Raw genomic sequence first — 17,973 nt, 5'->3', positions numbered from 1 at the left:
GGTCCTTTCCTTGCAAATTTTGCAAGGAAAGGACCTTTCATTGCATTCGGACGGGAGCGGTCACCAAGCATCCGCCAGCAGCTGCCGTGTCTCCCCCAGCAACTGCGGCAGCACCTTCGTATGCCCGATCACCGGCATGAAGTTCGCGTCTCCGCCCCACCTCGGCACCACGTGCTGGTGCAGATGCGCGGCGATTCCCGCGCCGGCGATCACGCCCTGGTTCATCCCGATGTTGAACCCGTGCGCCGAGGACACCTCGCGGATCACCCGCATCGCGCGCTGGGTGAACTCCGCCACCTCGACGGTCTCTTCCGCCGTCAGGTCCGTGTAGTCCGCGACGTGGCGGTACGGCACGGCCATCAGGTGGCCGGGGTTGTACGGGTACAGGTTCAGCACCGCGTACACCGTTTTCCCGCGCGCGAGGATCAGCGCGTCCTCGTCACTCTTCTCGGGGAGACGGCAGAACGGGCAGCCCTCGTCGGGTTTCTTCGACCCTTGCACGTAGGCGAGCCGATGCGGGGTCCACAGGCGCTGCAACGCGTCCTGGACCCCCACACCGTCCTGTCCGACGACTTCAGGGCCATCGGGGCCCGTCACCGGAGGACCGCCTCCAAGCCCGCCACGGTCGGCGAGGAGTTCTCACGGCGCTGGACCCAGCCGGCGATCGCCTCGACGGCGTCGGCCACCGGGACACTGTTGATCTGGCCACCGTCGCGGAACCGGAACGACACCGCGCCCGCCTCGACGTCCTTCGCGCCCGCCAGGAGCATGAAGGGCACCTTCTGCGTGGTGTGGGTGCGGATCTTCTTCTGCATCCGGTCGTCGCTCGCGTCGACGTTGACCCGGATCCCCTTGGCGCGCAATGCCTTCTCGACGCCGCGCAGATGCTCGACCTGGCCCTCGGTGATCGGGATGCCGACCACCTGGACGGGCGAAAGCCACGCCGGGAACGCGCCCGCGTAGTGCTCGGTCAGCACACCGAAGAACCGCTCGATCGAACCGAACAGCGCGCGGTGGATCATCACCGGACGCTGACGGCTGCCGTCGGCCGAGGTGTACTCGAGCTCGAACTTCTCGGGCAGCATGAAGTCCAGCTGGATGGTCGACATCTGCCAGGTACGGCCCAGCGCGTCCTTCGCCTGCACGGAGATCTTCGGCCCGTAGAACGCGGCGCCGCCCGGGTCCGGCACGAGCTCCAGGCCGGAGTCCACGGCGGCGGTGCGCAGCACCTCGGTCGCCTCGGCCCAGACCTCTTCGGACCCGATGTACTTCTCTTCGTTCCGAGTGGACAGTTCGAGGTAGAAATCGTCGAGACCGTAGTCGCGCAACAGGTTCAGCACGAAGTCCAAAAGGGACTTCAGCTCACCGGGGACCTGCTCCAGGGTGCAGAAGATGTGCGCGTCGTCCTGCGTCATCCCGCGCACGCGGGTCAGGCCGTGGATCACGCCGGACTTCTCGTAGCGGTACACGGAGCCGAACTCGAACATCCGCAGCGGCAGTTCCCGGTAGGAACGTCCGCGGGACCGGAAGATCAGGTCGTGGAACGGGCAGTTCATCGGCTTGAGGTAGTAGTCCTGGCCGGGCTTGCGGACCGAACCGTCCTCGTTGTGCTCGGCGTCGAGGTGCATCGCCGGATACATGCCGTCGCGGTACCAGTCGAGGTGACCGGAGGTCTCGAAGAGCGCGCCCTTGGTGATGTGCGGCGAGTAGACGAAGTCGTACCCGGCCTCGACATGCCGCTGGCGCGAGTAGTTCTCCATCTCCTGCCGGATGATCCCGCCCTTGGGGTGGAACACCGGCAGCCCCGAACCGATCTCGTCGGGGAAGGAGAACAGGTCCAGCTCGACCCCGAGCTTGCGGTGGTCGCGCCGCTCGGCCTCGGCGAGGCGCTCCAGGTAGACGTCCTGCGCCTCGGCGGATTCCCAAGCGGTGCCGTAGATCCGCTGCAGCTGCGGGTTCTTGTCGTCACCGCGCCAGTACGCGGCGGCGACGCGGGTGAGCTTGAACGCCGGGATGAACTTGGTGGTCGGCACGTGCGGGCCGCGGCAGAGGTCGCTCCACACGCGCTCCTTGGTGCGCGGGTCGAGGTTGTCGTAGATGGTCAGCTCGCCGCCACCGACCTCCATCACCTCGCTGGTGTCCACATCGGACTTGATGTCGACGAGCTCCAGCTTGAACGGCTCGTCGGCCAGTTCCTTCTTGGCCTCGTCGACCGAATCGAAGACGCGGCGGGAGAACTGCTGCGCGCCCTTCACGATCTGCTTCATGCGCTTTTCGAGCGCCTGCAGGTCTTCCGGGGTGAACGGGGTGTCGACGGCGAAGTCGTAGTAGAAGCCGTCCTTGACCGGCGGCCCGATGCCGAGCTTGGCCTGCGGGAACTGCTGCTGCACTGCCTGGGCGAGCACGTGGGCGGCCGAGTGACGGATGACGCTGCGGCCGTCCTCGGTGTGGGCGGCGACGGCCTCGACCTCGACCTCGGACTCCGGCGCCCAGGACAGATCGCGGAGATTCCCCTCGGCGTCACGCACGACGACGATCGTGTCCGGCCCCTTGGTCGGCAGCCCGGCTTCGCGGACCGCGGTGCCCGCCGTAGTGCCCGCCGGTACCACCACGCGCGGGGCGGTTGCGGCTGCTACTGACGACGGCTGGGACACGATGGACTCCTCGCGGTATAGCGGATGGTTCCCGTGATGTTAGTCGTCAGGCGCGGCGCGGCTCACGCGCATTACCCCTAACAGCACGAAGGCCTCCTTCCCATCGGAAGAAGGCCTTCGCGTATCGCGGGACGAGGTCAGACGGTCTCGACGACCTCGTCGAAGTCCAGCCGCGGCAGGCGGTCGAACCAGGGGTTGTCGCCCGGCTTGCCGACGTTGATCACGACGAGGGACTTCCACGGCTTGTCCGCGAAGAACTCCTTGTCGATGCCCTCGGCGTCGAAGCCGGTCATCGGGCCGGCGGCCAGCCCGGCGGCGCGGACGCCGATGATGAAGTAGCCGACCTGCAGCAACGCGTTGAGCTTGGCGGTCTCGATACGGCCCGCCTCGTCGGCGAACAGGTCCTTGGCGCCAGGGAAGTGCGGGAAGGTGCGCGGCAGGTTCTCGTGGAACTCGGTGTCGGCGGCCAGCACGACGGTCACGGGCGCGGCCTCGGTCTTGGCGCGGTTGCCCTCGGACATCAGCGGGGCGAGGCGCTTCTTGCCCTCTTCGGTGCGGATCACCAGCGCGCGCAGCGGCTGGTTGTTCATCGACGTCGGCGCCCATTTGACCAGCTCGTAGATCGCGCGGATCTGCTCGTCGGTCACCGGCTCGTCGCTGAAGTTGTTCGCGGTGCGGGCCTCGCGGAACAACAGGTCCTGAACGTCCTGCGGGAGATTCAAGGCTTCGGTCGGCTCAACGCTGGTGGTCATGGGTGGATCTTCCTTCCGTACGCATCCTGTACCCGTCCCAACCTAGTTGAGCGCTGAACTATTTCTCGTTCAACTATCGCTTCGTGTGGTTCCGGTCACAGGAACGCGTCAGTAGGCTCCTCGCCCCTGCACCACGGCACGGAAGGTCTTCCAGAGGATCACCAGGTCGAGGGCGAGAGACCAGTCCTCGACGTAACGCAGGTCGAGACGGATGCTCTCGGCCCAGCTGAGGTCGCTGCGGCCACTGACCTGCCAGAGCCCGGTCAGCCCCGGCTTGACCAGGAGACGACGGCGCGCGTCGGGGGCGTACTTCGCGGTCTCCTCCGGCAGAGGCGGCCGTGGTCCGACGAGCGACATCCGCCCGCCCACGACGTTGAACAACTGCGGCAGCTCGTCGAGCGAGTACCGGCGAAGCAGGCCGCCGACCCGCGTGATCCGCGGATCCTTGCGCATCTTGAACAGTGGGCCCGCGCCTTCGTTGTCCGCCTGGAGATCCTGCTTGAGCTTGTCGGCGTTCGTGACCATCGTGCGGAACTTCAGCATCGTGAAGGTGTGGCCGTCCCGGCCGACACGCCGCTGCCGGTAGATCACCGGCCCGCGGTCGTCGAGTTTGATCGCGACCGCGATCACCAGCAGCAGCGGGGAAACGAGAGTGAGGAGCAGGGCGGAGCCGAACCGGTCGAGTGCTTCCTTGACCAGACGGCGGCCGCCGGTGAACATCGGCGCGGTGACCCGCAGCAGCGGCATGCCGAGCACACCGGAGACGTTCAGCCGGGGGCCGGCGACCTCCATCAGCACCGGCGCGACCACCATCTCGGCGGACGTTCCTTCGAGGTCCCAGGCGAGCCGCTGCAGGCGTTTCGGGTTCCAGTGCTGATCGGCGGTCACGGCGACCACCCGATAGCCGCCGCGGCGGACGTGACTTGCCAGGTCGTCGAGCTTCCCGACGACCGGGACGCCTTCCACCTCGCCGCTCCCCCGCTCCGCGCCGGCACCGGAGTACGTGCACACGGCTTCGACCCGCCAGCCGACATGGGGGTCGGCCTTGGTGCGGGTGATCAGATCGGCGACCGTGTCCGGACTTCCCGCCGCGAGCACCGGCAGCAGGCATTCACCGAGCCGTCTTCGCCGGTGCAGCACCTGTCTCAGCGCGTACCGCTGCAGGAACATGACGACCGAGATCATCGGGACGATGATGAAGACCCAGGGCTGCACGGCGAGTGCGCCGAAGAGCAGGCCGCCCAGCGCGACGAGGACGGCGGTGGTCACCAGTCCCCGGCCCAGCGTCCGGTACTCCTCCGCGCCTTCGCCCAGCACGCGCGGACTCCACGCACGGCAGACCGACAGGCCGAAAAGGAACGCCACGGCGGTGCCGAGCGCGTGCATGTCGTGCGGATCCGATCGATCGATCAAGAAGGCGCTCATCACGATGAGCACGAACGCGGTGAAAACGTCACTACCGATGACCCAGGCGCGGTAGCGCGATTCCCAAGCCGCGTACGGCGGCCGCGCCGACGTGGTGTCGACCGCGGCGACATCGCCCGCACCCCGTCGAGGGGCGGACGGGATCGACTGGAGGTCGATGTGCTGCGGCGTCCCGTTGACGGTGGACGACGGCCGCACCGACTCTTCCATCAGACCTCCCGGAGAGGGAATTCCCGAACGCCGGATCAACACGCTGAGTAAATGAGAGCGATTTCGAAGAGTGATCGATTCTCAAGATCCTTCAGCGTCCGATGGGGCGACACACGCCAAGGTATCGGCCACTCTCCGGCCATCGTTACAAGGATTTCCAGCCACACCCTGCGCGAGCATCCGGCAAATGAATGCCCTGTTGATAACAAGATGGTGACGATGCGTAATAGACCGTATCCGCCGAACAACTACTCAAAGTAGTCACGAATTCCCGGTCTTCACGGCCACTTGGAGCATCGCGTCCCCGATCGGCCGAGCAGCCCGGAAAACTCCAAAGTGGACGGTCTCGGGAAGTCGATCTCCGGCCGGTCCATTGTGGATTTCACGGGCCCGGAGGATCACGGCGGGCCGGTCAGGTTCACCGCGCACGGACCTACCTTGTCAATCGGTCACCGGAGTGGCGTTTCGTCACATCACGTCAGCATCACGGCGACCCCTCCGCCGGAGCCGGACGGGTGAGCCCGCCGACCATGCCCCACGTCACTTTCCACATGGTCTGGACCTTTCGACGGCCACTTCGTGCCGAGGATCACAAAGATGTCTCAATAGCCGGACGATGCGACACTTTCGCGATGTGACACGAGGTTCTAGACGAGTGTCCACACCGGCCGGACAGTCGGGCTTCGTCGATCTTCGAACCGGCGGCCCACCGCGACCCTCGCCGCACCCGACGGATTCAGCCGTGCCGTCCGCGATCTCCGCGACGGCAGAAGTACCGTCCCCACATAACCCGCGTCCGACCTGGGGATCGAATGCCTCCGGACGGCTCACCGCCGACGGTCCCCGGAAATGAATCAAGGCCCCGGACCGATGGTCCAGGGCCTTCATCCGGTGGGCGATACTGGGATCGAACCAGTGACCTCTTCGGTGTGAACGAAGCGCTCTCCCGCTGAGCTAATCGCCCGCTCGCGGTGTCCGGCAGACTCTACCCCAAGACTTTAGGGGGCCTGCAAACGGGTGGTTCCCGCCGACCACACTCCGCTCACCAGCAAATACGGAGCGAACAACCACGAGCTAGCCGGGGTTGTCACGGCCGGGGGGCGCCCGCGACGCGTTTCGACATTCATGCGACGGTGCTATCGCGTGACGACTAAACCGCGCAGTATGTACATGTGGACTGCCTGCAGGGCGCATGGATGGCTGCGCGTCGCGCGGGTGATGATGGGGTGACGGAGCATGGACCCGGGGTCCGATGACCCCGTCCGGGTGATCTGCGGCAAAACCGCGTTCCGATCAGCCGGCCGATGCGTCACATCATCGCCACTCGGTTCGACCGGGCCGGGAAGGAGACGAAGGGTAGGACGATGCGCAACGATCACGTGACGCTCCGCTCGACGGCGGTGTTCGACCTCCTGGCGCCGCGGACGCCCGCGGTCCCTGTCAAGGTGGAACTGCGATACGACACTCGCGACCCCTACGCGGTCGTGGCCGCCTTCCGCACCGGCCGCGCCGGCTGGGTCGAGTGGGTCTACGCGCGCGACCTCCTCGCGGACGGCCTCCTTGCCGACGCGGGCGACGGCGACGTACGCATCCGCCCCTCCGTCGAAGACCCCGAGTCCGTCCTCATCGAACTGAACTCGCCCTCCGGGCACGCCATGTTCGAGGCGTCCGCTCAGGAGCTGGCCGACTTCCTCGACCGGACCTACGACGTCGTACTCCCGGGCAACGAGCACCTGTGGGTCGACGTCGATGACGCCCTTACCCACCTGATCCCCAACGATCTGGCCTGATGACGGGCTTGCGAACAGCAAGTGGCACCCCGGTTGCAGGGGCGATTTCGGGGTTCGATAGTGTTCACACACACCACGGCGACGGGGTGAGAGACAGAACCGCGAGGATCTGACCTCCCATCCAGACCGAGGATGTGCGGATGTAGCGCAGCTGGTAGCGCATCACCTTGCCAAGGTGAGGGTCGCGGGTTCGAATCCCGTCATCCGCTCGGAAGGCCCTCTCGGGCCTGACACGGTGGAGTGGCCGAGAGGCGAGGCAACGGCCTGCAAAGCCGTGTACACGGGTTCGAATCCCGTCTCCACCTCGCGCGATTAGCTCAGCGGGAGAGCGCTTCCCTGACACGGAAGAGGTCACTGGTTCAATCCCAGTATCGCGCACCATCTTTTTTCGCAGGTCAGAAGCCCTGCTCCTCCTCGGAGGGGCGGGGCTTCAGTCGTTCAATGGCGATGAAATGGCGATGGCCTTCGGAGCCGTCTCCAACTGCCCGTCACGGAAGGTGGCGTGCAGGTGCGGGAACCACTCCCCCAGCTTCGTCCGCTCACTCGGCGTGAGCGCGACCAACGAGCCGATCCAGCGGGTTTCAAGCGCTTGCAGGATCTGACGGCGCATCAGCGGGGTCACGTGGTCGTAGACCCGCGCGATGCCTTTCATCTTCTGCCCGAGCCGCGCTCGCCGGGCGACTTCGGGGGTGCCGTCCTCCGCGAGCCAGGTGCTGTGGCTGTGCCGTCCCTCGTGGAAGGTGAAGGTTGGCAGGATCGGCTGCATCACTTCCGCAGACCGCGTGTGTTCAGCGTCACTGCCATCCCAGACCGGGCGCCAGTAGCGGTTGCGGAAGTTCGATCGCCGCAGCGGCGCGCCCTCAGCGCTGCAGAGCACGAACGGGAAGCTGTGGCTGTCGATCAGTTCTTCGTAGAAGACCGCGATACTCGGCGGCAACTCCACGCTCCGCGTACCTGCCGGATCGGGCACGCCCGCAGGGTATGACGTCGACGTGGCGCACGAAATCGCTTCGGCCTTGATCCAGCACGTTCCGACCTTTGGGGGCTAGTTGACGGGGCTGCGACGTTCGAGGAAGACGGTGTCGTGCCAGACACCGTCGCGTCGGGCGATGCGTTCGCGGATGCCGACGGTGCGGTATCCGGCGCTGTGGTGCAGGGCGATGCCGGCGCGGTTGTCGGTGAAGATCGAGGTCTGCAAAGTCCAGAGCCCGGCGACGTCGGCTTCGGTGACCTGCTTGAAGAGCAGAGCCTTCCCGACGCCGCGGCCGCGATGGCTTTCGCCGACGTAGACCGATGTCTCGGCGAGTCCCTGGTAGCACTCGCGCTCCGAGACGGGGGTAGCGGCGGTCCAGCCGGCGACCTCGCCGTCGATCTCGGCGACCCACCGATGCCCGGGTAGCCATTTCGCGTCGAGCGCTTTGCGGCTGGGCACTTCGGTCTCGAAGGTGGCGATGCCGGTCGCGATGCCTTCGCCGTAGATCCGGCGAACCGCGGCCCAATCGCCGGCTTCCAGGGCGCGGACGGAGACGTCGTCGGGCACGTTGTCCGGGCAGCACGGACGTGGCGCGAGCATGCCCATGACAGCGTCGGCCGCGTGCGGGAGCCCGCTGCAGCAGGCCTGATTGATCGTCACGACCGTGGCCGTGCCCTCTTTCCGCAAGTGAACGAAACCCACGTCAGCCAGCTTCCGGACGTGGTGGGAGCAGGTGGACTGGCTGCTCCCGAGGATTTCGGTGAGCGCGCCGACGGTCAGGCCGCGAGGCGAGGTCGCGACCGCGTGCAGCAGCTTCACCCGCATCGGCTCAGCGAGACAGGCGAACCACCCGGCATAGGTCGCGGCTTCGCGCTCAGGCAAGAGACCGGCGAGGGGAAGAGGCACAACCGTCGTCATGCCACCCAGTATCGACCAGAATCGATGGTTGCGTCAATCGACTCCGGTCGATACAGTCCCTCGCATCGACTCAATCGAGATGGATCGATGAAAGGTGCATGGGGATGAACGAGCTGCCTGTCGTGGTGATCGGAGCGGGCCCGGTGGGGCTGGCTGCGGCCGCCGAACTGGTAGAGCGGGGTTTTGAGCCGCTGGTGCTGGAGCGTGGCGCGCAGGCGGGCGCCGACGTGGCCGAGTGGAATCACGTGCGGTTGTTCTCGCCGTGGTCCGAACTCGTCGCCCCCGCAGCCGGTCGGCTCCTGGAGACGGCAGGCTGGACCCGGCCCGACGGCGAGGCATATCCGACGGGCTCGGACTGGGCCGATCTGTATTTGCGCCCGCTCGCCGCGGAGCTCGGCGACCGGGTGCGCTTCGACGCCGAGGTCGTCGGCGTCGCCCGCCGGGGACGGGACCGGGTCGTCGACAGCGGCCGCGAGGACGAGCCGTTCACCGTGCACGTCCGCGCCGCCGACGGGACGGAGGAGCGGATCGCGGCACGGGCAGTGATCGACGCGTCCGGCACGTGGTCGACGCCCAACCCGCTCGGCGGCGAAGGACTTCCCGCCGCCGGAGAGCGTGCGGCGGCGGACCGGATCACTTACCGGGTCCCGAATCTGGGCGACGAAGCGGTGCGAGCGCGATATGCGGGCAAGCACGTGGTGGTCGCGGGCAGCGGGCATTCGGCGCTCACCGCGCTGGTCGCCTTGTCCGGCCTCGCGAAGGACTCGCCGGAGGCGCGGATCAGCTGGGTGCTGCGCCGCGGCGCGGTCGGCAACACCTTCGGCGGCGGCGAGGCCGATCAGCTTCCCGCACGGGGCGCTCTCGGCCTGCGCGCCCAGGAAGCGGTGGAATCCGGACTGATCACGGTGGTGACCGGGTTCCGCACCGAGGCGGTCGAACGCGATACCGACGGACGGCTGACTCTGCTCTCCTCCACCGGACAACGGATCGAGCAGGTCGACGAGGTCGTCACCTTGTCCGGTTTCCGGCCCGACCTGACCTGGCTGTCGGAGATCCGGCTCGAGCTGGACCCGACGTTGCAGGCACCGGTCGCGCTCGCGCCGCTGATCGACCCGAACGTCCACTCGTGCGGAACCGTGTATCCGCACGGCGCCAAGGAACTCGCGCATCCGGAGAAGGACTTCTACCTGGCCGGGATGAAAAGCTACGGCCGGGCGCCGACCTTCCTGGCGATGACCGGCTACGAGCAGGTGCGCAGCATCGCCGCCCAGCTGGCCGGAGACCACGAGGCGGCCGCGCGAGTCGAATTGCGGATGGCCGAGACCGGAGTCTGCGGCGGCGCCGGCCTGTTCGACGAGCCGGACGACGCACCGGCCGCCGGTGGCTGCTGCGCGACACCGGAGCCGGAAGTCCTCACCCTGTCCGCACCGTCGGCCGCGGTGCGCTGACGGCTATGCCGATCGCGACAGCCGCGGCGGCGCCCGGGTTGACCGCGTCCGGGTTGCGCCGCGTGCTGGCCGTTCTCTGCGTCACCGAGATCACCAGCTGGGGCATCCTCTTCTACGCCTTTCCCGTGCTGGCGCCGGAAATCAGCCAGACGACGGGCTGGTCGACAGCCTGGGTGATGGCGGCGTTCTCGGCCGGGCAGGTCGTCGCCGCGCTGGCCGGGATCCCGGTCGGACGATGGCTGGATCGGCGTGGACCGCGATCGGTCATGGCAGCGGGGTCGGTACTGGCGGTCCCTGCGGTGGTCGCGGTCGCGCTGGCGCAGAACCTGGTGTGGTTCACCGTGGCGTGGCTGGTGGCCGGGGTCGCGATGGGTGCGGTGCTGTATCCGCCCGCGTTCTCGGCGCTGACCCGCTGGTACGGGCCGCGGCGGGTGTTCGCGCTGACCGTGCTCACCCTGGCCGCTGGCTTGGCGAGCACGGTGTTCGCGCCGCTGACGGCGCTGCTCACCGCGCGCCTGGATTGGCGGGAGACCTACCTCGTCCTCGCGGTGGTGCTGGCCGTCGTCACCATCCCGGCACACCTGTGGGGTTTGCGCGGGCCGTGGCCGCCGGCTGAGCCACCGGAGAGCACGCATCCGGAGCAGAGTGACCCGGCGCGGATCGCACGCGGGATTCCGTTCCGGGGCTTGGTGATCGCGTTCAGCCTGGCGGCGTTCGCCGTCTACGCCGGAGTGATCAACCTCGTGCCGCTGCTCACCGAACGCGGCGTCGACAGCACGACGGCGGCGATCGCCCTCGGCCTCGGCGGCGCCGGCCAGGTACTGGGACGGCTCGGCTACACCACACTCACCCGGCTGACGACGGTCCGGACCCGGACCGCGATCGTGTTCCTCGCCGCCGCCGCGACCACGGCCGTGCTGGGTCTGCTCACCACCACGGCCGGGCTGATCGTCGCCGCGGTCGTGGCCGGGATGGCCCGCGGGGTTTTCACGCTCCTGCAAGCCACCGCGGTGGCCGACCGCTGGGGAACCACCCACTACGGACGGCTCAACGCCCTCCTGCAAGCACCCTTGACCATCACTGTCGCCCTCGCCCCTTGGGCGGGCGCGGCCATCGCGAGCGGCATCGGCGGCTACTCGCCGACCTTCCTCGCGCTCGCGGCGGTCACCGTGGCCGCCGCGGTCCTCGCCCTCGCGGCGACACCTAATCCTGGAAGGAACTCATGAACGACCACGACGTGATCATCGTCGGCGGCGGCCAGGCCGGTCTCGCCGCCGCCCAAGCCCTGCGCAGCAAGGGCTTGAAGCCAGTGATCCTCGAGGCCGGCGCCGAACCGGTCGGGTCCTGGCCCCGGTACTACGACTCGCTGACCCTCTTCTCCCCCGCCCGCTACAGCAGCCTCCCCGGCCTGCCCTTCCCCGGGGCCCCCGAGCACTACCCGCACCGAGACGAGGTCGTCGACTACCTGCGCCGCTACGCCGACTGCCTCGGCACCGAGATCCGCACCGGCCATCACGTCGACTCCGTGACCCACGACGACGGCGTGTTCACCGTGCACGTCGCGGGAGAGACCGCGCTGACCGCACCGATCGTCATCGCCGCGTCCGGCGGCTTCTCCCGCCCCTACCGCCCGGCCCTGTCCGGTTTGGACACCTTCACCGGGAACGTCGTGCACAGTGGCGAATATCGAAACCCGGCGCCCTTCGCCGGGCAACGCGTCATCGTCGTCGGCGCGGGCAACTCGGCCGTTCAGATCGCGGCCGAACTCGCCGGCCACGCCCACGTCACCCTCGCCAACCGGGCACCGGTGAAGTTCGCGCCGCAACGGCCGTTCGGGAAGGACGTGCATTTCTGGTCCGCCGCCGTCGGGTTCGACCACCTGCCGATCGGACATCTGCTGAAGAGCCCGCCGACCACTGCGGTGAACGATCCTGGCATCTACAAGGCCGCGATCCTCAACGGAAAGCCGGACCAGCGGCGCATGTTCACCACCCTCGACGGCGACACCGTGGTCTGGCCGGACGGAACCCGTGAACGCGTCGACACCATCCTGCTCGCCACCGGCTTCCGACCCGGACTGTCCTATCTGGACAAGCTCGGGGCACTGGCCTCCGATGACAGGCCACTGCATGATCGCGGCCTGTCCACCACCCACCCCGGGTTGGCCTACGTCGGACTGGAATGGCAGCGCAGCTTCGCCTCCGCCACCCTGCGCGGCGTCGGACGCGACGCCCACTACGTGGCTAAACGCCTTCCGGGCAGCGTCTCGTCGCCGCGAACAGCGTGTTGCCAACCCGCTTCGGCGCGGTGACGCGCCTGGCGCCAGCGGCTCGCACATAATGCGACCCGCTGGCACCTAGCGAGGAGGCGATCCGTGCGTAAGCCGCTCACACTGGTGATCGAGACCGCGGCAGGGACCGCGATCCGGCGTATCCCGGACGCCTCCCCGCTGCCGGACGCCGCGACGCAGGGGGTACGCGGCCGAGGACGCTGTCCGGGACGCCGCAGCGACGTGGGGGTTGCCGGACTTCGTGTTCCGGCCCGAGCAACAACGTACGGGTTCGGGAGTGCGAGAACTCGGTGACGGGCTGCTCCTGGTCGGCAGCCAGGCAGCGGTTATTCAGTCCAAGAGCCGGACCAAACTCGCCGCCGCGGCGATGACCAACGCGCGAGGGCGGACCATCCAGGTGGTCGGCGAGGACTACGAGTGGCTGACGGTCGTAGTGATCGACCACGCGGATCCGCCCCGCGGCTACCTGCCTCCCCCGGCACCGACCGCCGTCCCCGCGATCGTGATCCTCCGGCGAGACTGGGAGTTCCTGTTCGACCACCTTCGCTCCACCCGCGCGGTGCTGGCGTACCTCATGCGGGCGGCCGGCGGCGACGCCGTCGAACTCGGCGACGAGCCACGCCGCTATCACGAATACGCCGTGGCCGACATCGAAGCCACACCCGATCCAGTACATCCGGCCATCGCACCGTTGGTAGCAGCGAAACCGACCGAAACGATCTCGACCGCACGTGCGCCACTGGAGCCTGCCGGTCACGACGAGCACGCGGCGCATGTCATGCTGCGAATGATCATGGAAGACGTGGCGGAGACACCGATCCCGGAGGAGCGCCAAGCGGACTTGTTGCTCCTGCTCGCCGAGTTGGACGGCCTGCCGATTGAGCACCGGACCGAGCTCGGCCACACCTTGATCAAATTCGTGGAGTCGGCCACGTTGACCACCAGGCAGGGGACGCTTGTGCATAGCCGCACGGTCATCCCGAATCCTGGGGAGTTCGCGCCGATGATGTTCGTGGTGGCCTCGAAGCTCTCGGATGAAGCACGATACGCGCTGATGTTCCGACTACAGGTGCTGCATCACGACTACAGCACCGCGATCGGGGACTGGGAGCACTGCACGCTTGGGGTCATGCTCACCCCGCCGACCATGGACGGCCGGCTGTGGGACACGAGGACAATGACACTCTGGGGCGACCAGGGACAACCGTCCGAGTTCATTGAAGAGCTGCGCGCGATGATCACCGAGGCCGCGGAGTCCGCAGCCTCTCCAGGAGATGATGGTCAGGATACTGACGCAAACCCCGGCGTGGACAGCAAGCCGGACAGCTGACTCAGCGTCTCGGTGCGCGGCCAGTAGTACACCCAAGTGCCGCGGCGCTCGCTGCCGACCAGGCCCGCCTCGCGCAGGACCTTCAGGTGATGGGAGATCGTCGGCCCGGTCAGGTCGAACGCGGCGGTCAGATCACACACGCAGCTCTCCCCCTGCGCGGACGTGATCAGCGACAGCAACCGCAGCCGCACCGGATCACCCAGCGCCTTGAACGCCTTGGCCAAGTCCACCGACTGCTCGGAGTTCAACGGCTCGGCCGAGAGCGGCGCGCAGCAGCCCTGCTCGATCACCGGAAGCAGCTTCAGACCCGATTCTGACTTCGACACCCATCTATATTGACATCCATCTAAGCCAGGAGCAAACTGACGCCACTGTTTCGATAACCGTCTAGATAGGGTTTCCGATGATCAAGCTCCTCCGCCGCCTGTTCACCAGCACGCCGACCGTCGAGTTCTGCGATACGTGCGTGCAGGTATGCACCGGCCAGTGCCGCGCCGACAACCTGCTCGACACCGCCCGCGACCGGGCACTGCAGCTGTCCACGCGCTTCTGACACCCCTCGACACCACAAGGAGTTCTGTGATGAGCAACGAAACTGCCGGCGGTTTCGCCGGTAACCCGGCCGAGGCCTTCACCCCGCCGGCCTCGAGCGGCTGTTGCGGCACCGCCGGCACGACGACGGCCACGAGCACCTGCTGCGGAACCGCCGAAGCGGCGACCGCCGCAGGATCCTGCTGCGACCCGGCCGCGAAGGCCGACGCGGTGGCCAGTGGCGCCGGTTGCTGTTCATGACCGCGACGGTGTCCGGCTCGCGGTTGACTTCCACGGTCGCCGCGTTGGCCGACGACCGGTTCGCGGGCCGTCGGGTGGGGACACCCGGCGGCCGCGCGGCCGGTCGCTGGCTCGCCGGGCAGCTGCGGACGATCGGCGCGTCGGTCACCACCGACGAGTTCCCTGTGGCGGGTGTGCGGGAGCTGTATCGCACGCCCGAGTTCTCGTGGAGCGCGGACTCGGCACCTCGGCGATGGGTGCATCGGCGCGACTTCGCCGAGCACCTCGTATCGGCGGGCGTGCCCGGGCCCCACACGGGCGAGCTCGCGCTCGCGGAGTCCGATGCGTGGCGGGACAAGTGGGTGCTCGCGCCGGACCTGGGAGTTTCGGCGCGAGCACTGACCGAGGGCGCCGCGGGGTTGCTGGTGCCGCGCGGGATCGACGCCGCGGGTTGGATGCCGAAGATGATCGCCGGGCCACCGGTGGGCGCTCTGCCGGTGATCGCCGTCCGCGCCGAACTCCACGAAGAGATGACTCGTGCGGGATCGGGCACGGTGACCGCCTCGATGCCACTACGAACTGTCGACGTCATCGGGTCGAACGTGCACGGTGTTCTCCGCGAACCCGCCGCCGGATCTGCGGGTGTGCTGTTGACCGCGCACTTCGATGGCGTGGGCGACGACCCGGAGCAGCGGCTGCCCGCCGCCGCGGACAACGCCTCCGGGGTCGCCGTCGTCCTCGAAGCCGTACGCCTGCTCACGCCGCTCCTGCCGGACAACGTCGGCCTGGCAGTGAGCCTCCTCGACGGCGAGGAAGCCGGGGCGCGCGGGTCCGCGCACCACGCACCCGGCGTGCGGCCAGGCACCTACGTAATCAACGTCGACGGCGCCGCCCAGCTCGGCGACGGCGCCGCGGTCGAAGCAGGCGGACCCGCGCACGACCTGCTGGCCGCGCTCGACCAAGCCGGCCGGGAAACCGGGGTGCCGTTGCGGGCCGGGGCCATGCCGTCGGACAACCGCCGCTACGCCGCCGCCGGGCTGCCCGCGATCGGGATCGGGATGGGAATGCCCGGCTACCAAACCCCCGCCGAAACCGCGGACCGCGTAGAAACCGAAACCCTCGTCGCGGCGACCCGGCTCGTCATGGCGACAGTGCTTCAGCTGGCGGTCCACTCACGAGGGTTAACCGCGTTGCCTCACAAGGACGAATTACAACGCGAGGGGTGAGATTCCCGCCGCTCCCAGGACCGGAACAGCCGAGTGACCAGCGGCGATCATGTTCCTAGCGTGGAAGAGGTGGCAGGCCACCGAAGACTTCCCCGCAATCAGTACGCGTGCTCGTCATGCGGACGGGCCCATCGCTACGGCTCCCAGCGCGGCGAGGACTGCAGACGGTCTGCTCGCAGCTCCTCGCCCCGATCCGCTCAGACGCGAGCTCCGGTCCACCGGCCAAGCTGGACATCGCCACCGTCGGCGGTCCGGCACACGCCGCCGAGTCCCACACGCGCTCCTCAGCCGCCGCGAATCGTCGCGCCGAAGCCCGCCCCGAAAGTCGAGCGTCGCCAACGAGCCAAGGCGGAGCTGGGTCGTTTCCGGACACAGGTCGCCGACGACGCCGTGGCCTACGTGTTCGATCAGGACGGCTTCTACGTCCGGGTCGCCGACCGCACGCTCGACAACCTCCCGTGGCTGTACAAGACCCGCCGCAAAGGCCACTTCCTCTGCCTCCGCCTCACCGAGCTGGCGACCGGGCTCGAACCGGGCACCTACGCCAAACTCACCCAGACCCCGATCCGTGACGGGCTTCTCCGGCTGCGGTTTCCGCGGTTCCTCGCCGACGTGCTGAGCTCCACGGCGGTGTTCGGGGTCAAGCAGATCCTCGGCGCACTTCCGTATGGCCACCTGGCCACGACGCTGAAAGCAGTGATTCCATTGGTGTGCCCCGATCTGGCCGTCTGCCCGGCACGCGCGGAGGTAATGAAGACCTACGGCTCACCAGCACTGGCCGACCAGCTGAAGACGATCGCCGCAGGCGCCGGCTGACAGGTCACCCGCCGTCGGCGTCCAGCGCGGCATTGATATCGGCGACCGCGGCCCGCGCGGTCATGCCGACACCGATGATCGTGGCCGACGCCGGGCCGGTCCAGTCGCCGTAGCCGAGAAAGTGCAGCCGGGGCTCGGCCACGGCACGGGTGCCTTCGGTGGGGATGCGGCCGCGAGTGGTACGCAACCGCAACGGCGCGAGATGGCTCAGCGCGGGACGGAATCCGGTGCACCAGATGACCGCGTCGGCGCGCTGACGGGTGCCGTCCGTCCACACAGGACCGTCAGGGTCGAGTCGCGCGAACATCTCACGCGGCCGCAGCAGCCCCGCGTCGCGGGCCTCGCGAACGGGCGGGACGGCGACGATGTCGCCCAGCCCGGCGACTCCGGCGGTGTCGGCCTGCCCGGTCTCCAGCGCTTGGCGGCGCCGGGTGGCGACGTCGAAGAGGGCCTTGCCGTCGATGTGGTCGGGCAGGTAGCGCGGTGGACGGCGGGTGACCCAGGTCAGGTTCGCCGTGCCCGCGAGGTCGGCGGCGATCTGCGCGCCGGAGTTGCCGCCGCCGACCACCACGACGTCCTGGCCCGCGAACTCCTCCGGACCCCGGTAATCCACCGTGTGCAACTGACGACCGGTGAACCCGCCCGGCATCAGCGGAAGAAAGGGACGCCACCAGGTTCCGGTGGCGCTGATGACCGCCTCCGCCGCCCAGTCCCCGACGTCGGTGCTCACCTGGAATCCGTGGCCGCCGCGGGATACTCCGGTCACCGTCTCGCCTCGGCGGATCGGGAGTTCGTAGCGTTTCTCGTATTCGGTCAGGTAGTCGACAACGTGCTCGGCGGTCGGATACCCGAGCCCCGGATAGGGCGGCATCGGCCACCCCGGCAACGAGCTGTGCCGCGCCGGGGAGAACAGGCGCAGCGAGTCCCAGCCGTGAAGCCACGCGCCGCCCGGCTGGGCCTGCGCGTCGAGGATGACGAAGTCCAGTCCGGCGCGGCGCAGGTAGTAGCCCGCGGCGAGACCGGCCTGGCCCCCGCCGATGACCACTACCCGCGCTGCGCCGGTCACTCCGCGGGCCCTTTCGCGGTCCAGCGCTTGCGCAGCCAGAGACTCACGTAGACCAAGGCGACCAGGACCGGCACCTCGATCAGCGGGCCGACCAACCTGGCGAGCGCCTGCCCCGACGTCACGCCGAAGACGCCGATGGCGACGGCGATCGCGAGCTCGAAGTTGTTGCCCGCGGCGGTGAACGCCAGTGTCGTGGTGCGCTCGTACGACAGACCCGAAGCCTTGCCCAGCAGATAGCCGCCGACCCACATGATCGCGAAGTACACCAGCAGCGGCAGCGCGATCCGGGCGACGTCGAACGGGC

At 68.3% G+C, this 17,973-nt stretch carries 18 protein-coding genes and 4 tRNA genes; 12 read left to right on the top strand and 10 right to left on the bottom strand.

The features are described 5' to 3' along the window. Positions 1 to 60: 60 nt before the first annotated feature. The 5 genes from DMH03_RS37680 to DMH03_RS37660 form a co-directional block, all read right to left on the bottom strand. The gene (locus tag DMH03_RS37680; RefSeq protein WP_125796785.1) at positions 61 to 597 is read right to left on the bottom strand and encodes an HIT domain-containing protein; all 537 of its coding nucleotides are present in this window, start codon (positions 595 to 597) and stop codon (positions 61 to 63) included. Beyond that, positions 594 to 2,654, bottom strand: coding sequence for a threonine--tRNA ligase (gene thrS / locus DMH03_RS37675; protein WP_125796784.1), 2,061 nt, complete (start codon positions 2,652 to 2,654; stop codon positions 594 to 596). The genes DMH03_RS37680 and thrS overlap by 4 nt, the downstream gene beginning before the upstream one ends. 137 nt (positions 2,655 to 2,791) lie before the next feature. Beyond that, on the bottom strand, positions 2,792 to 3,406 hold the full coding sequence (locus DMH03_RS37670) for a malonic semialdehyde reductase (protein WP_125796783.1): 615 nt from the start codon (positions 3,404 to 3,406) through the stop codon (positions 2,792 to 2,794). Between the two features lie 108 nt (positions 3,407 to 3,514). Next, positions 3,515 to 5,041 carry a sugar transferase gene (locus DMH03_RS37665; protein WP_199749179.1) on the bottom strand — a complete coding sequence of 509 codons (1,527 nt, stop codon included), beginning with the start codon at positions 5,039 to 5,041 and terminating at the stop codon, positions 3,515 to 3,517. 892 nt (positions 5,042 to 5,933) lie between these two features. Next, positions 5,934 to 6,005, bottom strand: a tRNA-Val gene (locus DMH03_RS37660). A 400-nt stretch (positions 6,006 to 6,405) separates the two neighbouring features. On the opposite strand from DMH03_RS37660, the gene DMH03_RS37655 reads away from it, so the two are divergent. The 4 genes from DMH03_RS37655 to DMH03_RS37640 all read left to right on the top strand — a co-directional run bounded on the left by DMH03_RS37655 (position 6,406) and on the right by DMH03_RS37640 (position 7,212). Continuing rightward, positions 6,406 to 6,831, top strand: coding sequence for an SsgA family sporulation/cell division regulator (locus DMH03_RS37655; RefSeq protein WP_005159130.1), 426 nt, complete (start codon positions 6,406 to 6,408; stop codon positions 6,829 to 6,831). Positions 6,832 to 6,967: 136 nt separating this feature from the next. Next, positions 6,968 to 7,040 (top strand) — tRNA-Gly (locus tag DMH03_RS37650). A gap of 25 nt (positions 7,041 to 7,065) precedes the next feature. Beyond that, positions 7,066 to 7,136: transfer RNA gene (locus DMH03_RS37645), tRNA-Cys, on the top strand. A 1-nt stretch (position 7,137) separates the two neighbouring features. After that, positions 7,138 to 7,212, top strand: a tRNA-Val gene (locus DMH03_RS37640). A gap of 49 nt (positions 7,213 to 7,261) precedes the next feature. Here the strand turns inward: DMH03_RS37640 and DMH03_RS37635 are convergent. Both DMH03_RS37635 and DMH03_RS37630 read right to left on the bottom strand, forming a co-directional pair. Then, positions 7,262 to 7,801, bottom strand: a complete 540-nt coding sequence (locus DMH03_RS37635) for a hypothetical protein (protein ID WP_233611821.1) — start codon at positions 7,799 to 7,801, stop codon at positions 7,262 to 7,264. Positions 7,802 to 7,876: 75 nt separating this feature from the next. Then, complete coding sequence (locus DMH03_RS37630) at positions 7,877 to 8,722, bottom strand: GNAT family N-acetyltransferase (RefSeq protein ID WP_125796782.1); 846 nt, start codon at positions 8,720 to 8,722, stop codon at positions 7,877 to 7,879. A gap of 104 nt (positions 8,723 to 8,826) precedes the next feature. Here DMH03_RS37630 and DMH03_RS37625 point away from each other — a divergent pair, with 104 nt between their 5' ends. The 4 genes from DMH03_RS37625 (at position 8,827) to DMH03_RS37610 (ending at position 13,790) form a co-directional block, all read left to right on the top strand. Continuing rightward, entirely contained in the window at positions 8,827 to 10,170 is a 1,344-nt protein-coding gene (locus DMH03_RS37625; protein ID WP_125796781.1) for an FAD-dependent oxidoreductase, read from the top strand. A 5-nt stretch (positions 10,171 to 10,175) separates the two neighbouring features. Beyond that, positions 10,176 to 11,396 carry an MFS transporter gene (locus tag DMH03_RS37620; RefSeq protein ID WP_125796780.1) on the top strand — a complete coding sequence of 407 codons (1,221 nt, stop codon included), beginning with the start codon at positions 10,176 to 10,178 and terminating at the stop codon, positions 11,394 to 11,396. After that, entirely contained in the window at positions 11,393 to 12,481 is a 1,089-nt protein-coding gene (locus DMH03_RS37615) for an NAD(P)/FAD-dependent oxidoreductase (RefSeq protein ID WP_125796779.1), read from the top strand. The genes DMH03_RS37620 and DMH03_RS37615 overlap by 4 nt, the downstream gene beginning before the upstream one ends. 256 nt (positions 12,482 to 12,737) lie before the next feature. Beyond that, positions 12,738 to 13,790: a hypothetical protein gene (locus DMH03_RS37610; protein WP_125796778.1), complete on the top strand. Its 1,053-nt coding sequence runs from the start codon at positions 12,738 to 12,740 to the stop codon at positions 13,788 to 13,790. On the opposite strand, the gene DMH03_RS37605 is transcribed toward DMH03_RS37610, so the two are convergent. After that, a complete protein-coding gene (locus tag DMH03_RS37605; protein ID WP_233611820.1) occupies positions 13,742 to 14,116 on the bottom strand; it encodes a helix-turn-helix transcriptional regulator in 375 nt (124 codons plus the stop codon). The two genes, DMH03_RS37610 and DMH03_RS37605, sit on opposite strands and share 49 nt — an antisense overlap. A gap of 77 nt (positions 14,117 to 14,193) precedes the next feature. On the opposite strand from DMH03_RS37605, the gene DMH03_RS42180 reads away from it, so the two are divergent. The 4 genes from DMH03_RS42180 to DMH03_RS37590 all read left to right on the top strand — a co-directional run bounded on the left by DMH03_RS42180 (position 14,194) and on the right by DMH03_RS37590 (position 16,603). Then, complete coding sequence (locus DMH03_RS42180; protein ID WP_158633153.1) at positions 14,194 to 14,343, top strand: hypothetical protein; 150 nt, start codon at positions 14,194 to 14,196, stop codon at positions 14,341 to 14,343. A 29-nt stretch (positions 14,344 to 14,372) separates the two neighbouring features. Further along, positions 14,373 to 14,582 carry a hypothetical protein gene (locus DMH03_RS37600; RefSeq protein WP_125796777.1) on the top strand — a complete coding sequence of 70 codons (210 nt, stop codon included), beginning with the start codon at positions 14,373 to 14,375 and terminating at the stop codon, positions 14,580 to 14,582. Next, the gene (locus tag DMH03_RS37595) at positions 14,579 to 15,787 is read left to right on the top strand and encodes a M28 family metallopeptidase (RefSeq protein ID WP_125796776.1); all 1,209 of its coding nucleotides are present in this window, start codon (positions 14,579 to 14,581) and stop codon (positions 15,785 to 15,787) included. Before DMH03_RS37600 ends, DMH03_RS37595 begins: the two co-directional genes overlap by 4 nt. A 399-nt stretch (positions 15,788 to 16,186) precedes the next feature. Further along, positions 16,187 to 16,603 carry a hypothetical protein gene (locus DMH03_RS37590; protein WP_233611819.1) on the top strand — a complete coding sequence of 139 codons (417 nt, stop codon included), beginning with the start codon at positions 16,187 to 16,189 and terminating at the stop codon, positions 16,601 to 16,603. A 4-nt stretch (positions 16,604 to 16,607) separates the two neighbouring features. Here the strand turns inward: DMH03_RS37590 and DMH03_RS37585 are convergent, their stop codons facing one another. Together DMH03_RS37585 and DMH03_RS37580 are read right to left on the bottom strand one after the other, a co-directional pair. After that, on the bottom strand, positions 16,608 to 17,669 hold the full coding sequence (locus DMH03_RS37585; protein ID WP_125796774.1) for an ArsO family NAD(P)H-dependent flavin-containing monooxygenase: 1,062 nt from the start codon (positions 17,667 to 17,669) through the stop codon (positions 16,608 to 16,610). Then, on the bottom strand, positions 17,666 to 17,973 hold a 308-nt coding region (locus DMH03_RS37580; protein ID WP_148106388.1), incomplete at its 5' end, for an arsenic resistance protein. The genes DMH03_RS37580 and DMH03_RS37585, both read right to left, overlap by 4 nt.

This window comes from Amycolatopsis sp. WAC 01376 (assembly GCF_003947415.1).
Lineage (GTDB): Bacteria > Actinomycetota > Actinomycetes > Mycobacteriales > Pseudonocardiaceae > Amycolatopsis.
The sequence above is the reverse complement of the archived record's forward strand: the minus strand, read 5'-3'. Positions and strand labels throughout refer to the sequence as shown.